General features: G+C 66.4%; 14 protein-coding genes. 5 read left to right on the top strand and 9 right to left on the bottom strand.

The genetic code is table 11. From position 1 onward, the window contains the following. The 3 genes from BRAS3809_RS03285 to BRAS3809_RS03275 form a co-directional block, all read right to left on the bottom strand. Positions 1-672 (bottom strand): hypothetical protein (locus BRAS3809_RS03285; protein WP_035655175.1); only part of this gene is annotated, 672 nt, incomplete at its 3' end. 499 nt (positions 673-1,171) lie between these two features. Further along, positions 1,172-3,244, bottom strand: a complete 2,073-nt coding sequence (locus BRAS3809_RS03280) for a sensor histidine kinase (RefSeq protein WP_008960683.1) — start codon at positions 3,242-3,244, stop codon at positions 1,172-1,174. A gap of 72 nt (positions 3,245-3,316) precedes the next feature. Next, entirely contained in the window at positions 3,317-4,054 is a 738-nt protein-coding gene (locus BRAS3809_RS03275; RefSeq protein WP_008960682.1) for a Crp/Fnr family transcriptional regulator, read from the bottom strand. Positions 4,055-4,297: 243 nt separating this feature from the next. Between BRAS3809_RS03275 and BRAS3809_RS03270 the strand changes: the two genes are divergently transcribed. Further along, positions 4,298-6,373, top strand: a complete 2,076-nt coding sequence (locus BRAS3809_RS03270) for a methyl-accepting chemotaxis protein (protein ID WP_008960681.1) — start codon at positions 4,298-4,300, stop codon at positions 6,371-6,373. Between the two features lie 142 nt (positions 6,374-6,515). Here BRAS3809_RS03270 and BRAS3809_RS03265 read toward each other — a convergent pair whose 3' ends face one another. From BRAS3809_RS03265 to BRAS3809_RS03240, 6 genes are all read right to left on the bottom strand, one after another. Further along, the gene (locus BRAS3809_RS03265; RefSeq protein WP_008960680.1) at positions 6,516-7,319 is read right to left on the bottom strand and encodes a DUF72 domain-containing protein; all 804 of its coding nucleotides are present in this window, start codon (positions 7,317-7,319) and stop codon (positions 6,516-6,518) included. Positions 7,320-7,446: 127 nt separating this feature from the next. Further along, complete coding sequence (locus tag BRAS3809_RS03260) at positions 7,447-7,656, bottom strand: hypothetical protein (protein WP_008960679.1); 210 nt, start codon at positions 7,654-7,656, stop codon at positions 7,447-7,449. A 126-nt stretch (positions 7,657-7,782) separates the two neighbouring features. After that, positions 7,783-7,980, bottom strand: a complete 198-nt coding sequence (locus BRAS3809_RS03255) for a hypothetical protein (RefSeq protein WP_008960678.1) — start codon at positions 7,978-7,980, stop codon at positions 7,783-7,785. 32 nt (positions 7,981-8,012) lie between these two features. Beyond that, on the bottom strand, positions 8,013-9,356 hold the full coding sequence (locus BRAS3809_RS03250) for a PQQ-dependent sugar dehydrogenase (protein ID WP_008960677.1): 1,344 nt from the start codon (positions 9,354-9,356) through the stop codon (positions 8,013-8,015). Then, entirely contained in the window at positions 9,353-9,817 is a 465-nt protein-coding gene (locus BRAS3809_RS03245) for a DUF2231 domain-containing protein (protein WP_008960676.1), read from the bottom strand. Before BRAS3809_RS03245 ends, BRAS3809_RS03250 begins: the two co-directional genes overlap by 4 nt. 120 nt (positions 9,818-9,937) lie before the next feature. Continuing rightward, complete coding sequence (locus tag BRAS3809_RS03240) at positions 9,938-10,399, bottom strand: hypothetical protein (RefSeq protein WP_008960675.1); 462 nt, start codon at positions 10,397-10,399, stop codon at positions 9,938-9,940. Positions 10,400-10,613: 214 nt separating this feature from the next. On the opposite strand from BRAS3809_RS03240, the gene BRAS3809_RS03235 reads away from it, so the two are divergent. The 4 genes from BRAS3809_RS03235 to BRAS3809_RS03220 all read left to right on the top strand — a co-directional run bounded on the left by BRAS3809_RS03235 (position 10,614) and on the right by BRAS3809_RS03220 (position 14,339). Then, positions 10,614-11,465, top strand: a complete 852-nt coding sequence (locus BRAS3809_RS03235; RefSeq protein ID WP_035655174.1) for a 3-hydroxybutyryl-CoA dehydrogenase — start codon at positions 10,614-10,616, stop codon at positions 11,463-11,465. Between the two features lie 811 nt (positions 11,466-12,276). Next, positions 12,277-12,576, top strand: a complete 300-nt coding sequence (locus BRAS3809_RS03230; protein WP_008960672.1) for a copper-binding protein — start codon at positions 12,277-12,279, stop codon at positions 12,574-12,576. A gap of 25 nt (positions 12,577-12,601) precedes the next feature. Continuing rightward, complete coding sequence (locus BRAS3809_RS03225) at positions 12,602-13,408, top strand: DUF2066 domain-containing protein (RefSeq protein ID WP_008960671.1); 807 nt, start codon at positions 12,602-12,604, stop codon at positions 13,406-13,408. A 205-nt stretch (positions 13,409-13,613) separates the two neighbouring features. Continuing rightward, positions 13,614-14,339 carry an SH3 domain-containing protein gene (locus BRAS3809_RS03220; RefSeq protein WP_240535585.1) on the top strand — a complete coding sequence of 242 codons (726 nt, stop codon included), beginning with the start codon at positions 13,614-13,616 and terminating at the stop codon, positions 14,337-14,339. The last annotated feature ends 89 nt before the right edge of the window (positions 14,340-14,428 follow it).

Raw genomic sequence — 14,428 nt, 5'->3', positions numbered from 1 at the left:
CGGATCGAACGGACGTGCCTCGGCCGTGCGCTCGCTGGCCCTTTCGGTCGGCTTGGCATCGGCCACCCGCGCCATCTCGCGGGCCATCTGCTCCTGGCCCGATTTCAGCTGCGCGAGGCTCGTCTTCAACTCGGTGACCTGCTGGCTGAGCGCGGCGAGGTCGTGGGCCATCGACTGCAGCAGCTGGGACTGCTCCTGCAAGGCGCTCGCACCGATCGTGCCGGTCGCGGGCTCCTGCGCGGGCGCTGGCGAGGCCGCCGCCGTCTCCTGCGCCGGAACGGCAGCGGCCGGCTGGGCCGCTTCCTTGTCGGCATTCGACGCCAGCGAGATCCGCGGCATCCAATGGGCGATCACCTCCTGGGCCTGATCGCCATAGCTCTGCCAGGCGGCCGCCGCGACCGCGCTGCCGACCGCGAACAGCACGGCCAGGATGGTGCGCACCACCCAGGTTCCGAGCGTGGTGCGCCCCCCGGCTGCGGCGAGGTCGGCTCCGGCGGCCGTCTGGGCGCGAAACTCAGGATCGACCTTCGGCGAGGGGATTTCCGGTGGACGCTGCGCGCTGCGCCGATCGGCATCCGCGCCCGGTCGATCGGCACGGGCTGCCAGCACGATTTCCGGGTCGATCACCGCATGCGGCTGCTGATCGCCGTCTTTCGTCGTCGTTGCAAGCATTGACGCTCCGTCCTCCGTTGTCGTCCGTATCATCGGCGGCGCTCGGCGCCGTCCTGATGTCACCTACCAACGCGTCGTCGTACTCGGTCTCGCTGTTTCGACGTGCCGTGGCAGAAGCCATTCGACGCAGCAACGTCTCGTCGCACCCATGTCCGACGACGAGGTCATTCGATACGGACCACGCCAGTCGCCTTGAACAGAACCTGGATACCTGTTGTCCCGCGTGCTCACACGTCCGCATGTGCACGATATTGGTCTTGAGGTCGTCTTGGCCTCGGCGACGATGCTTGCGGACCGTCCCATCCTCGTTCCGCCACCGCGTCCAGGCGATTCCTACGCGTTCTCTGCAGTCACTGCCATATGGGGCCAAACCAAGGCAAAGGCATGGCCGCCATGCGCGCGACCATCACATCGGCCGCAGGGCCAAGCATACCCTTATTGCAGGGCGAAGGCTACGCCGGCGGTACCTCCGGATGGCCCGGCCAACATTGCCGGCCGTTCAGTGCTCGACGATGTCGTCGGCCGGCAGCCAGATCTCGCAGCGCAGGCCGCTCGGCTCGAAGCGCCTGTTCACGCGCGCGCCGACCTCATAGGGCAGCATCTGATCGAGCAGGATGGTGCCGAAGCCGTGCCGGCTCGCGCCGATGGCGCGGCCCGAGAGACCAGTCTCGATCCAGACAATGACGAGCCAGCGGATCGCATCGCGCTCGTCGAGACGCCAGGCGATGTTGATGAATCCGCGCGGCACCGTCAGTGCGCCGAACTTCAGCGCATTGGTCGCGAGCTCATGCATGGCAAGCCCGATGCTCTCGGCCGCCTTCGCCTTGATCCGCAACGCAGGGCCCGACAGCGTGTATTGCCGATCCTCACGCGCGGCGCCGGCGCGCAGCTCATCGGCAATCAGCTCGGTCAGATCGAATCCGGCGAGCGGATCGCGCGTGACCACGGCCTGGATTCGCGACAGCGCCGCGATGCGACCCTCGAGGTGGCTGGCGAAATCCTCGACGCTCTCGCTGGAATCGCCGGTGCGCCGGATGATCGAGCGGATCACCGCGAGCATGTTGCGCACGCGGTGCTGCAACTCGGCCAGCAGCCGTCTCTGGTGATCCGCCGCCTCGACCAGCGCCGTGATGTCCTGGGTGATGCCGCCGATTCGCTGGACCTGCCCGGCAGCATCGACCATCGGGAAACTCCGGATGCGCAGCCAGCGAAGCGCGCCGTCGGTCTGCCGGATGATGCGGAAATCGAAGCTGTCGCGGTCACCCCGGCGGGCCCGTTCGAGGCCATCGGCGGCGCGCGCGCGATCCTCCGGCTGCATCAGCTCGATCCAGGGCGTGAGATGATCGCCCTGCAGCACGGCGGTGCGCGGCACCCCGTAGATCGTCTCGAAAGCGGGACTGAGATACTCCCAGTGCATGGTCGCGGCGTTACGGATCCACAACACGTCCGAAGAGGCCTCGCCGAACTCGCGGAACCGCGCTTCGCTGTCGCGCAGCGCGGCTTCGGTCCGCTTGCGATCGTCGATGTTCATGGCCAGCTCGACCAGCGTGCCGTCGCCGACGTCACGGCCAGCGAACATCATCCAGGCGCGCTCACCATCCTTGCGGAAGTACTCCTTCTCATAGGGACCGATCCGGCCGGTGCGTTTGAGATTCGCGAGCTGCGATGTCGAGCTCTCGACCCATTCCGGTGGCGTCATCCTCTGCCATGTGAGCTGGCGGGTCCGCACCTCCTCGCGCGAATAGCCTGTCATATCCAGGAAGGCGTCGTTGGCATCGATCAAGATGCCTTGTTCATGATCGAAGAACAGCACGCCGACAGAGTCGATCTCCAGCAGGCGATGCAGCCGATGCGCGCTCGCGGCGCTGCCGGCGGCGCGAAGGTCCGGGGGCGGCGGCGGTGAACCATGGTCGGGCTCGCGGCAACGCAGGCGCGCAGCGAGCTCGGGATCCGATCGGGTGAGCGTGTCGAGATCGGAATCGATCGTGAGCTCGGGATGCGCCTCGGCCCAGAAATGCACCATGCGCAGATAGGCCAGGAAGCCCGCCAGCAGCTCGAAGGTGGCGTCGCCGAAGGCGTGACGGATCGCCAGACGGGCGCGCGCGGACGTTGCACCTGGCTGGAACAGCGCCGCGGCCGCGGCGAACAGGTCGGCCTCGCTTTCGCTGCGCGGCTCAGGGATCGCATGCGGCGTGTCCACGGCCTCGAGCCGGTCGAGGGCCGCCGCGACATGAGAGGGGTCGGTGAGCGGCAGCGCGAGCAGCTCCAGGGCCTGCTCGATGGTCTCCGGACGGCATCCTGGATCGCCCGCTGGCCGGCCAAGCCCGATCAGGAAGCCGAAATGGCGCGTCAGGCAGTAGCTCGAGCCGGCGAGGCGCGACAGGTGGACGGCGAGGCGCTCCTTGAACAGGGCCGGCAACGGAGCGTCGAGGTAGGCGGATGTGGCGAGCTGCCACAGGTTTAGGGTGGCCTCCGGCGCCGACGGCGGCGGCCGGAACAGATTGGGCATCAGCCCGAGGCGCTGCACGACCTCCCGCTCGAAAGCTCCATCGTCCATACGCTGTTCGACCATTGCCGTTTCTCCGGCACCATGCCTGAGCCGGCCCGCCTCGCGCAAGTCGGGGGCCCTGGGCGCTGGACCGTCTTACTCATTCGCATCCAGCTGACGACCTTCGCGGTCCAGATGCAAGTAGTTCGCGTTGAACAGCCCGGCGCTCATGAGGCGTTCCAAATCGGGCAGCACCAGCATCTTGCCCTTGAGCACGATGAGGTTGCTGGCGCGGAGCTCCTGGAGCGTCCGGTTGACATGGACCTTCGAGAGTCCCGTGGCCTCGGCGAGATCGGCCTGCGTGAGCGGGAAGCTGCAGCTGTTCTCGTCGGCGAGGCCGGCGAGCCGCAGGCGGAAGAACAGCTCGCACAGCAGATGCGCCATGCGCTCGGAGGCGGTGCGCTGTCCGAGGTTCATGGTCCATTCGCGCTGAATGGCGGCATTCACCAGCGTCTCCCACCAGAACGCGGTGGCGACGCGCGGATAGCCGGCGCTGATCTCATCGAAGAACTCGCGCGACAGGTCGGCGATCGACACCGCCGTGATGGTGCCGATCGAATGGTCCATCTCGCGCAGGATGAAGATGTTGAGGTCGCAGATGTCGCCGGGCAGGAAGAACGACACGATCTGGCGGCGGCCATCCTCGAGCTGCTTGTAGCGGCAGGCCCAGCCGTTCAGGATCAGGTGGACGTCCTTCGGCTTCTCGCCCTCGCGCGCAATGTCGGTTCGCGGCGCAAATGTCCTGACCCGCTGTGCGGCTGCGCGGTTGAGCATCATGCGATCGGCCGCCGAGAGGCGGACGAAATTCTCGAGCTTGCGGACCAAGTGACTCAAGGAGTGGTTCCCCCAAGCCGCTTATACGGGTTCCCTGCCGGGCGCCTACAATAACTTATGTTAGCATGTTACCTCATTAGTTCAGGCATATCTTTTTGCTCGATTGGAACCAATGGGTGTTTCGCTCCGACGGTTCGGCGCCGTTGTTGCGACCAATTGGCACTCGACGCCCGGCGGAACAGTTAAGACCCTCTTAGGCAGCGCTGGCTAGTTTGATCGAAACCATCGAATTGGAAACGTATCATGCGAGTCGGTCAGCTCTTCGCGGTCTCGATGCTCTCGGTCGCGGGTCTTGCCTGCGTTCTCGGCAGTGAAATCGTCGTCTCACAATATCGCGCCTATGCGAGCAAGACCGAAGCGATCCGGTCCGTCGACGCATTCGGGGCCGTGCTGCTGGCCGGGCAGGCCGTCGCAGGCTTCCGCACGTCCTACGCCACGACGCTGTTTCAGGAGTCGCCCGCGTCCCCGGCTCAGTTGGAAGCTCTCGGCAAAGCGGGGCAGCAGGCCGACGCGGCGTTCGCCAAGGCGCGCAGCACCGTGGAGGCGATTTCCGACGGCGCCCCGATCGTCGAAGGGCTGGCGAAGGCCATGGCGAAGCTCAACGACGTCCGCGCAACCGTCGATCGCGCGGTGCAGGTGCCCTTGAGCTCACGCGATCAGAGCGCGACGCGAAGCGTCTTGCCTGGGATCTCCGACACGTTGAAGATCATGGAGCCGCTGTTGAACCGGCTGGAAAGCCGGGTTGCGACCGCGGATGCGTCGCTGACCCCGCTGCTCATCGTCGCGCGCACCGCACAGGATCTGCGCCTGACGGCCGGCGGGCGGGCCGCGATGCTGTCACCGGTGCTGGGCGCGAAGCGTCCGCTGACCGCGGCCGAGATCTCCGCCATGGACCGCGCCCAGGGACGCGTCGACGCCAACCGCGAGCGGATCGAGTCGAGCATCGACCAGATCGGCAACCCCGCGGGCGTCGCGCAGGTGATGAACGAAGCCGTCGACACCTATTTCACCAAGACCGCTCCTCTGATCGAGAAGGAGGTCGCGGCGTCGCGCAGCAATGGCAACTACTCGCTCACTCCCGAGGAGCTCGGCAACCTCGCGGTCCCGGCGATCCTCAAATTCCTGGGCGTCCGTGACAAGGCGCTGGCCGAGGCGCGGGAGCGGGCGGAAGCGGAGCGCGACGAGGCTCGGCTCATGCTTGTGCTCGGCAGCGCTGCCGTGCTGGCGCTGCTCGTCATGCTCGGCGTGGTCACCTTCATGCTGCGCCGTCGCGTGATTGCGCCGCTGGCGGCGCTGACGGGGGTCGTCGGCGAGCTGGCGGCCGGTCGTGACGACGTGGCCATCCCCGCAAGTGATCGCCAGGACGAGATCGGGACGCTGGCGGGCTCGCTGCAGGTGTTCAAGGAAGCCCTGGTGGCGAAGAAGACGGCGGATCGCGCCGCCGCCGCGGAAGCCGAAGCCAAGATCCAGCGCGGGCAGCGCGTCGACACCATCACGCGCGAATTCGAGACGGTCATCAGCGAGATCGTCGAGGTCGTGTCGTCGGCCTCGACCGCGCTGGAAAGCTCGGCGGGAACGCTCACCACCACCGCCGAGCAGTCGGAGCGGCTCGCCATCACCGTGGCCTCAGCATCGGAGGAGGCCTCGACCAACGTACAGTCGGTGGCGTCCGCGACCGAGGAGATGTCGTCCTCGGTGACCGAGATCAGCCGCCAGGTGCAGGACTCGGCGCGGGTCGCCAATGAGGCGGTTCAGCAGGCGCAGCGCACCAACGACCGCGTGGGCGAGCTGGCCAAGGCGGCCGGTCGGATCGGCGATGTCGTCGAGCTGATCAACTCCATCGCGGGGCAGACCAACCTGCTGGCGCTCAATGCCACGATCGAGGCGGCGCGGGCCGGCGAAGCCGGGCGTGGTTTCGCCGTCGTGGCCTCGGAGGTGAAGGCGCTGGCCGAGCAGACTGCCAAGGCCACCGATGAGATCAGCCAGCAGATCAATGGCATCCAGGCGGCGACGCAGGAGTCGGTGAACGCGATCAGGGAGATCGGCGAGACCATCGAGAAGATGTCGGAGATCGCCTCGACCATCGCGTCCGCGGTCGAGGAGCAGGGCGCCGCCACCCAGGAGATCTCCCGCAGCATTCAGCAGGCTGCTCATGGCACGCAGCAGGTCTCGTCCAACATCACCGACGTGCAGCGCGGGGCCAGCGCGACCGGCCAGGCCTCGGCGCAGGTGCTTAACGCGGCGAAATCGCTCGCCGGCGAAAGCAGCCGCCTGAAGCGGGAAGTGTCGCGCTTCCTCGGCTCGGTCCGCGTCGCGTAAGCGGCGAAGCGAATGGACGCCGATGATGAGAGGGAGCGCCGGACCTTGCTGGTCGGCGCTCTTATCGCATGAAACAGGCAATCGATCGTCGCGCCCAGGTCGGGAGCTGCCGATCGCGCGCTTCACGATGAAATCTCGCGTGTCAGGTTGACGACCCAACCGAGAGATCTGCGCGTTGGTCGGCGCTGCGCTGGCGCGCGATCCGACGCGTGCGGCGGGACTCTTCGAGCAGCCTCCGCAGCTGCAGGGCATCGGCCGGAGCCGCGCTCTTCTGATCGTTGTCGAAGTAGACGAACACGTCGACGCCGTGCGCCGACCATCCGCCGATGCGCTTGGCCCACGCCTTCAGCGTCGCGGCGGGATAATTGTCGCGGTAGCGGCCGTCCGGGCCATGACCGCGAACATAGACGAAGTCAGCCGTACGCCGCCACGGCGCCGGAGCGTCGTGATGATCCGAGAGGCACAGTGCGACATTCGCTTGTCGCAACAGCCGCAGGATGGCTGGCGCGTACCAGCTGCGATGCCGAAACTCGAAGCTGTAACGCCGGTGCTCGGGCAGCCGTCGAAGAAACGATGCCAGCCTGTCGTGATCCGCCTCGAACTGCGGGGGCAGCTGAAACAGCACGGGACCGGCCTTGTCGCCGAGCAGCTTCAGCCGGCTTTCCATCAGCTCCAGACTGTTGGTCGAGCGCTCCGACAGCCGCTTCCAGTGCGTGATGAATTTTGAGGCCTTCCACGCGAAGACGAAGTCGGGGCCGGTCTGGTCGCGCCAGCCGCGCACCGCGGCCTCGCTCGGCGTCCGGTAGAACACGCCGTTCAGCTCGGTCGTTTCGAACTGGCTGGCATAGAAGCGCAACTGGTGTTTGACGAGCAGGCCGGCCGGGAAGAACGGACCGCGCCAGGACTGGTAGTGCCAACCGGAGGTGCCGACAACGACCCGCGCCATCCATCCGCCTCGCCGAGATCATGATCTGTCTCGATGGAGAAGCTTTCGGCTGGTTCAGAGTTCCTGCGGCGGCAGAACCGCCGCCAACCGAATGAGTCGGGATGCCGTGAACGCTCCCGATCGGCTATCAGCGCTCGACGGCGGCCTGCATGATCGGCGCGCTGAGCAGCTCGTTGATATGCGCGGCGGTCTCGGCCTGGATCGCCTTCTTCAACATCGACTCGCGCTCCGGTCCGGCCGGCAGAAGCCGTGCCGCCTCGCGCGCAGCAGTCGCGGCCTGCTGCAAACGGTCGGCGAACGAGACGGTCTGTTTGCGCCGGTTCCTTTTGATGGACATGGCGAACTCCTGTTTCCTCTCGGCAGGAGCTTGCAGGCTGAGCGGCGTTCCGTCGCTAACACACGTTAGCGTGCAAATCACGATCGCTGGATGGCGGCGGGACGTTTCGAGCGCATCGGTGCGCGATTAGTTGTTCGACCGGTCAGGATCGTTGCCGGGGACACTCAGATGCACCTCGTGTCCCTGCTTGAGCGCCAGGGTGGCGGCCAGAACCGCCGATTCGAAGGCGGCCTCTCGGGTCGCATAATCGCCCTGCGCGTTGCCATCGTGAAGCACGCTGTAGCGGTCGCCAACGGCCACGATCGCGTATTGTGCCAGTCCCATTGCGTCCTCCATTATGACTGTCGACGACGAGGTCAGCCGCCCGAGGCGGTGACGCGCCAGACCGTATTGCCGACATCGTCTGCAATCAGCAGCGCGCCGCTCTTGTCGACGGCCAGCCCGACCGGCCGGCCGCGCGCCTGGTTCTGATCGTTGAGGAAGCCGGTCACGACGTCCTGGGCTTGCCCGTTCGGCTTGCCGCCGGAGAACGGCACGTAGACGACCTTGTAGCCGTTCAGCGGTGTGCGATTCCAGCTGCCGTGCTCGCCGACGAAGGCACCGCCGCGATAGGCCTGGGGCAGGGCATTGGCCGTGTAGAACGTCATTCCGAGCGGGGCGACATGGGAGGACAGTGCGTAGTCCGGCACGATCGCCTTGTCCACCAGATCAGGCCGTTGCGGATGCACGCGCGGGTCGACGTGCTGGCCGTAATAGCTGTAGGGCCAGCCATAGAAGCCGCCGTCCTTCACCGATGTCATGTAGTCCGGCACCAGGTCCGGACCGATCTCGTCGCGTTCGTTGACGACCGTCCACAACGCGCCGCTCTGCGGCTCGAAGCTCAATCCGTTGGGATTGCGCAACCCGCTGGCGAAGACCCGCCAGCGGCCCGAGGCGCGATCCACCTCGAGGATGGCGGCGCGGTTCTTCTCGGCCTCGATGCCGTTCTCGGTGATGTTGCTGTTGGAGCCGACGCCGACATAGAGCAGCCGCCCGTCCGGGCTCGCCGTCAGGCTCTTGGTCCAGTGATGGTCGATCGGCCCGCCAGGCAGGGCGGTGAGCGTCGTTCCGGCGTCCTTCATCTGCGTCTCGCCGGGCGTGTAGGGATATCTGACGATGGCGTCGGTGTTGGCGATGTAGAGGTCGCTGCCGACCAGCGCCACGCCGAACGGCGCGTTCAGGTGGTCGATGAACACGCTCTTCTGCTCCGGCACGCCGTCGCCATTGGCGTCGTGCAGCAGCGTGACGCGGTCGCTCGGTCCGGTGCTGCCGCCCGACGTCGCCCAGGATTCGACGAACGCCATCACGATGTCCTTCGGCCGCTTCGGCGGCGGGGCCGGCGGAGCCTTGGACTCGACCACCAGCACGTCGCCGTTCGGCAGCGTGTAGAGCGAGCGGGGATGCTGCAGGCCCTTGACCAGCGCCTCGATCTTCAGCCCTGGTGCGACTTTCGGGGTTTCGCCCTGCTTCCAGCCGACGACGGTGGCGACGTTCATCGGCGGCAGCAGATATTGCGTCAGCGCAGGCAGCTTGACGTTGGCGCCGACCTCCGCCTTGGGATCGCCGCCCTCATTGCAGCCGGTCAGACCGAAGGCGCTGGTGCCGAGCAGCAGCGCCGTGAGCACCGGGGCGATGCGGTGCGGAGTGCGAAAACGGCTCATCGGGCAACTCCCACGCGGTGGCGATAGACCATCGACCAGCCCAGCCAGCCCGTGATTGGAAGGATCAGTACGGTGACCAGCGACAGGATCAGCCCGGTCGGCACCACCGAGGTCCAGGCGTCGCGCGCGTGCACCATGTTGTTGAAGAACGCGAGCACCAGCGCGATCAGGTTGCCGATCAGGTGCGGCCAGGCCGGCGTCTGCGTGCGGATCAGCCGATTGCCGAGGAAGTCGATCAGGCCGGCAATGGCCGCGAGAACGCCCATGATCAGGCCGACGAGCAGCAGCCATGCCGAAATATCGGCCCACATCATTTCCGCAGTCCGCCAATAGGCGATGTCGGTGACGAGGGCGCCGATGAAGCAGACGATGGGAAATGGCACCAGCATGGGGTGAATGGGATGCCGCGCGACGCGGGCCGTGGGCTCCAGGTCGGGATGGCTTGTATCGACGGTCGTCAAGACGGTCTCCTCTGAGTGGCAGCACAACCTTAGGCCCGAGAACCTGCTGCGAGGGCGAGCGTTCCGAATGAAGCCTCGCGATCAGGTCCGCGCTTCGAGGGGGCGCGCCCGTCCTCGGTCTCAGTGGCTCTTGTTGAGCGGGCCGCTGCCGCGGGCGCTGTCGCTTGCTGTGTCGTTGCTCGGAACGGCCGGGGCGGCGGTCGCAGGCTGATCCTGCCTGGGTGCGGCACTGCCGGTGGTCGGCTGGCTGGTGGTCCGCTGGTTCGTCGTCTGGGCGTCCTGACGCTGCCCCTTGCCGCCGGCGAACGACCAGAACATCAGTGCGATCGCCGCGGCGACCACCACGATCGGTATGAGCAGGGCGTAGGGCGTGTTGCTCTGCATGCCCGGGACGCGCGACCCCGCGCCGGTGGCGCGCTCGCTCTGGTCATGCGCCGCCAGCGAGGCGTGCGTCTTCTCGTCGAGCCTGGCGCGTTCGCCGGGGCGCAGCCGTCCGGATCGCGTCGCCGCGTAAGCGAGGAGCAGGCCGAGGATGACGATGCCGATTCCCCAGCCCCAGAATGTTGTGACTCCGCCGTTCATGTCGGTCCTCCCACGGTCTCGGCCCGGCTGAACTCATGGCCAGGGCGTCCCGGGCCAACGAGAGGGACTCGCATCTGTTCCAGAGCCGGGAGGCGGACGCGCCGGGCGGCGCACCGTCGTCGGATCCGCGCAGGGCTACCGGGCGAGGCGATAGCCTGTTAAGCAACCCCGGACGGCGGGGGTTGGCCGCCATGAGCGAAAGAGGGCATCGGCAATGATTCAGACGGTTGGCATCATCGGAGCAGGCACCATGGGCAACGGCATCGCGCAGGTCTGCGCGGCCGCGGGCGTCCCGATCGTGATGGTGGACATCTCCGAGCAGGCGGTCGCGCGCGGGCTCGCCACCGTCGGCTCGAGCCTCGATCGCCTTGTGAAAAAGGACAAGATGACGGCCGCCGACAAGGACAAGGCGCTGTCCCTGATCACCGGCACCACCGACAAGGCCAAGCTGTCGACCTGCGATCTGGTGATCGAGGCGGCGACCGAGAACGAGGAGCTCAAGCTCAAGATCCTCAAGGATCTCTGCGCCGGGCTGAAGCCGGAGGCGCTGATCGCGACCAACACCTCGTCGATCTCGATCACCAAGCTTGCGACCGCCACCGATCGGCCGGACCGCTTCATCGGCATGCACTTCTTCAATCCGGTGCCGATGATGGCGCTGCTCGAACTGATCCGCGGCCTGCAGACCTCGGATGCGACCCACGCGGCCGCGGCCGACTTCGCCAAGCGGATCGGCAAGGTCGCGATCACCGCCAAGAACAGCCCGGGCTTTGCGGTGAACCGCATCCTGTGCCCGATGATCAACGAGGCGATCTTCGCCTATTCGGAAGGCATCGCGACCGCCGCCGACATCGATGAGGGCATGAAGCTCGGCTGCAATCATCCGATCGGACCACTGGCGCTCGCCGACCTGATCGGCCTCGACACCATGCTGTCGGTGATGGAGGTGTTCTACAACGGCTTCAATGATCCGAAATATCGTCCGGCGCCGCTGTTGAAGGAAATGGTCGCGGCGGGCCAGCTCGGCCGCAAGACCGGCAAAGGGTTCTACGATTACAGCAAGTAGTTGCCGCGGGCCGCAGCTTTACGAGAGTGAGTGCGGGGCGGATCACAGGCATCTGCTGCGCACTCGCTCGGGCGGCGGCATACGAGTTGGTACTCGCCCCGACGCCGAGTGTTGAGCCATCCAGCAGTCCTGCAACAGCAGAAGTGGCCGTCATGGCCAGTCGTGTCGGATGGTCGGGAGCTAAAAAGCGGCGACAGAGTGATATCGATCGACCGCTCACGGCACAGCGCCGGGCGGCGAGGGGCCATGCCTCACTGATGCAGCCCACTCAGCCTCAACCCGGCGTGCCGTTCGTGAAGTTCCGCTGTGCGGTGGCCCGAAACGATTACCGCCGCATTCAGCGGATTTGATACGAGGGTGGAGTCATAGAACCTCCCTGCGATGCCGATCGTTCGCCGTCGCTCCCTTGTCGTAGCAGCTTCATGACAGCCACGCCGCAGGAGCGATGACGATATCGTCGGCCCACGCCATGCTGCTGTCAAGGCGCATCATGACGCAATGATGAATTCGGCGTTACATTGTTTGTGATGCAGCATCTCAGTCTCCATGATGACATTCGCCGGAATGTCACCACATGAACGAGGCTGTGTGCCGAGGCGCTGAATGCCGCGACCTCCCGCCCCCTTGCGGGTCCAGCCGCGGTCGCTGGCGGAGCCGGTCGGCATGAGGCGTGACCTGCTCGCGCGCCGTGAATTGCGGCGGGTCAAATCACCGCATTCATGTGCGGTTACAATCAGCGCAAATACACCGGAAGCCGGAACCAAAATAGTCACGCGGCGTCTGTCTGCCGCGAACGAGCAGGAGAAGGGCGATGAAAGCAGCAACGATCACTCTGGCCTTGGCGGCGGCGCTTGCGGCTACCGTGCCTGTCCTCGCTGCCGAGCAGGGGACCACGGGCATCGTGACGGGAATCAACCGCCTCAATGGAACCGTGGCGATCAAGCGCGTTCCAAATGGAACCGTCGGCGCGAATGCGCCCGCCGATACGGAGGAGTATAAGGTCAAGGACAGCGCGATGATCGAGGAGGTTCACGCCGGTGATCGCGTCACGTTCCAGACGTCGGACGGTGGCGGCACGAAGACGATCATCAAGCTCGATCGGCAGAAATAGCAAACTCAGGACGTCCGAGGCGGGGATGGGGCGGCGCAGAGTCCTGCATTGGAATGCGTGGAGGTTCGGGCTCTGTCTGCTCGCCGGCCTGTGCGGTGTCGCACGGGCCGCGGCCAGCGATCTCTATTCTGCGCAGACCGTCGTGACCGGGCAGGGCGTGGACAACCGGCTGGCCGGCTTTGCGCTCTGTCTCGAGGACGTCCTGATCAAGGTATCCGGCGCCTATCAGCTCAGTGGGGACGCCAGGCTTTCTTCATTGATGCCGCGCGCCCGCGAGTTCGTCACGGGCTTCGACTATCATGATCAGATGTCAGGTAAGCCGAAGCATGACGAGCAGGGGACGCGTGACCGTCCCTATGATCTCACCGTCGCTTTCGATCACGCGAAGATCGACGCCACCCTCGCGCAGCTCGGCGTCAAGCCGTGGCTGGCCCCGCGGCCGCCGATCGGCGTGATCGTGACCATGACGTTCGGCAGCAGGAGCTTTGTTGTCGTCTCCGACGATCGGCAGTCCGATCTGCAGCGCGACGCGTTGCTCGCTGCGGCCGGCAAGCGCGGTCTCGATCTGGTGCTTCCAACGACCGCGCAGGCGGCCGGCGTCGATGCCGCCGCGAAGGGGTCGCCGGCGAAGCTCATGCTGCCGAGCGCGGGACCAATTGTGCTTGGCCATCTGACCTGGAATGACGGGGAGCTCGCCTGGGTATCGGAATGGCAGATGGAGGCAGCGGGAACGCAGCATCGCTGGCAGCTCCATGGTGCGACCTTCGACGACACGTTTCGACGCGCGTTGGGTGGGGCGGCGCAGATCCTCTCCGGCAACGGCGCGCCGTAATCTGCTGATGTCGCGGTCGATGCCGCGCGGGCGCTGCCGAGGCCCGGCAGCGTGATCCCGCCTTCATTGAGGCGCGCCGCGATCAAGAGCTCCACCGAAGCGCCGTGAGGTTGACGCGATAGCCTGTCAGCATTCTCCTGGGATCGATGCGGGACGCGGGCGACGACGCGCCGTCGCTTCCGCCAGCCGGCAGGAGGTGCTCGTGGTGAAGCTCGGAACGTGTCTCGTCGCCGCACTCTTGATCGCTGCATCCACATCGCTGGCCGAGGCCGCCGATGGCCTGATGCGCAACTCGGCCGCGATGCGCGCCGGTCCAGGCCCGGGATTTCCTCAGGTCAGCCGGATTCCCGCGGGCGCCCGCGTCACCATTCATGGCTGCCTCGAGGGCGGGGCGTGGTGCGATGTGAGCTTCGCCGGCGAACGGGGGTGGGTCGCGTCGAGGGCGCTGGCCTATCTCTATCGCGAGCAATACGTCTATCTGCCCGAATATGTCGAATACGTGCCGGTCGCGCCGTTCGTGCTGACGACCTATTGGAGCAGCTTCTACTTCGGACGTCCGTGGTTCTATCGACACGCCTATTGGAACCGCTATTGGCGCCAACATCCGCCGGTGATGGCTCAAACGCCGACGCAGCCGGGCACGACACTGCGCGGGCCGCATCCCGTGGGGACTACGCAGCCGGTGGCGGCTGCCGCGGGCATGCCGGCGGCGGGGCGTGCCGGATCCGCGATGGCCGCGACGCCGGCCCAGACCGCTCGACCAGCCAGCATCGCGCAACCGTCGATGGGACGCCTCACCGCGCCCGCCCAAGGCGCTCATGCGCAAATGGGCGGGATGGGTGCGATGATGGCCAGTGCGCCGCGCTTCAGTGCCGCCGCGCCGCGCGGCGGCGGCCGCTCCGGATCCGGCGGTGGATTCCGGCGGCATTGACAATGTCGTGACCCGGCGGGCCCTCGACGCAGCAGCCTGACAGCGGGCCGTTGGCGCCGGCGCGGACGATGACTAGATCGGATCCGTCG

The sequence above is a fragment of the Bradyrhizobium sp. STM 3809 genome (assembly GCF_000239795.1).
In the GTDB taxonomy this organism is placed as follows: Bacteria; Pseudomonadota; Alphaproteobacteria; order Rhizobiales; family Xanthobacteraceae; genus Bradyrhizobium.
This window is presented reverse-complemented; position numbering and strand designations above follow the sequence as displayed.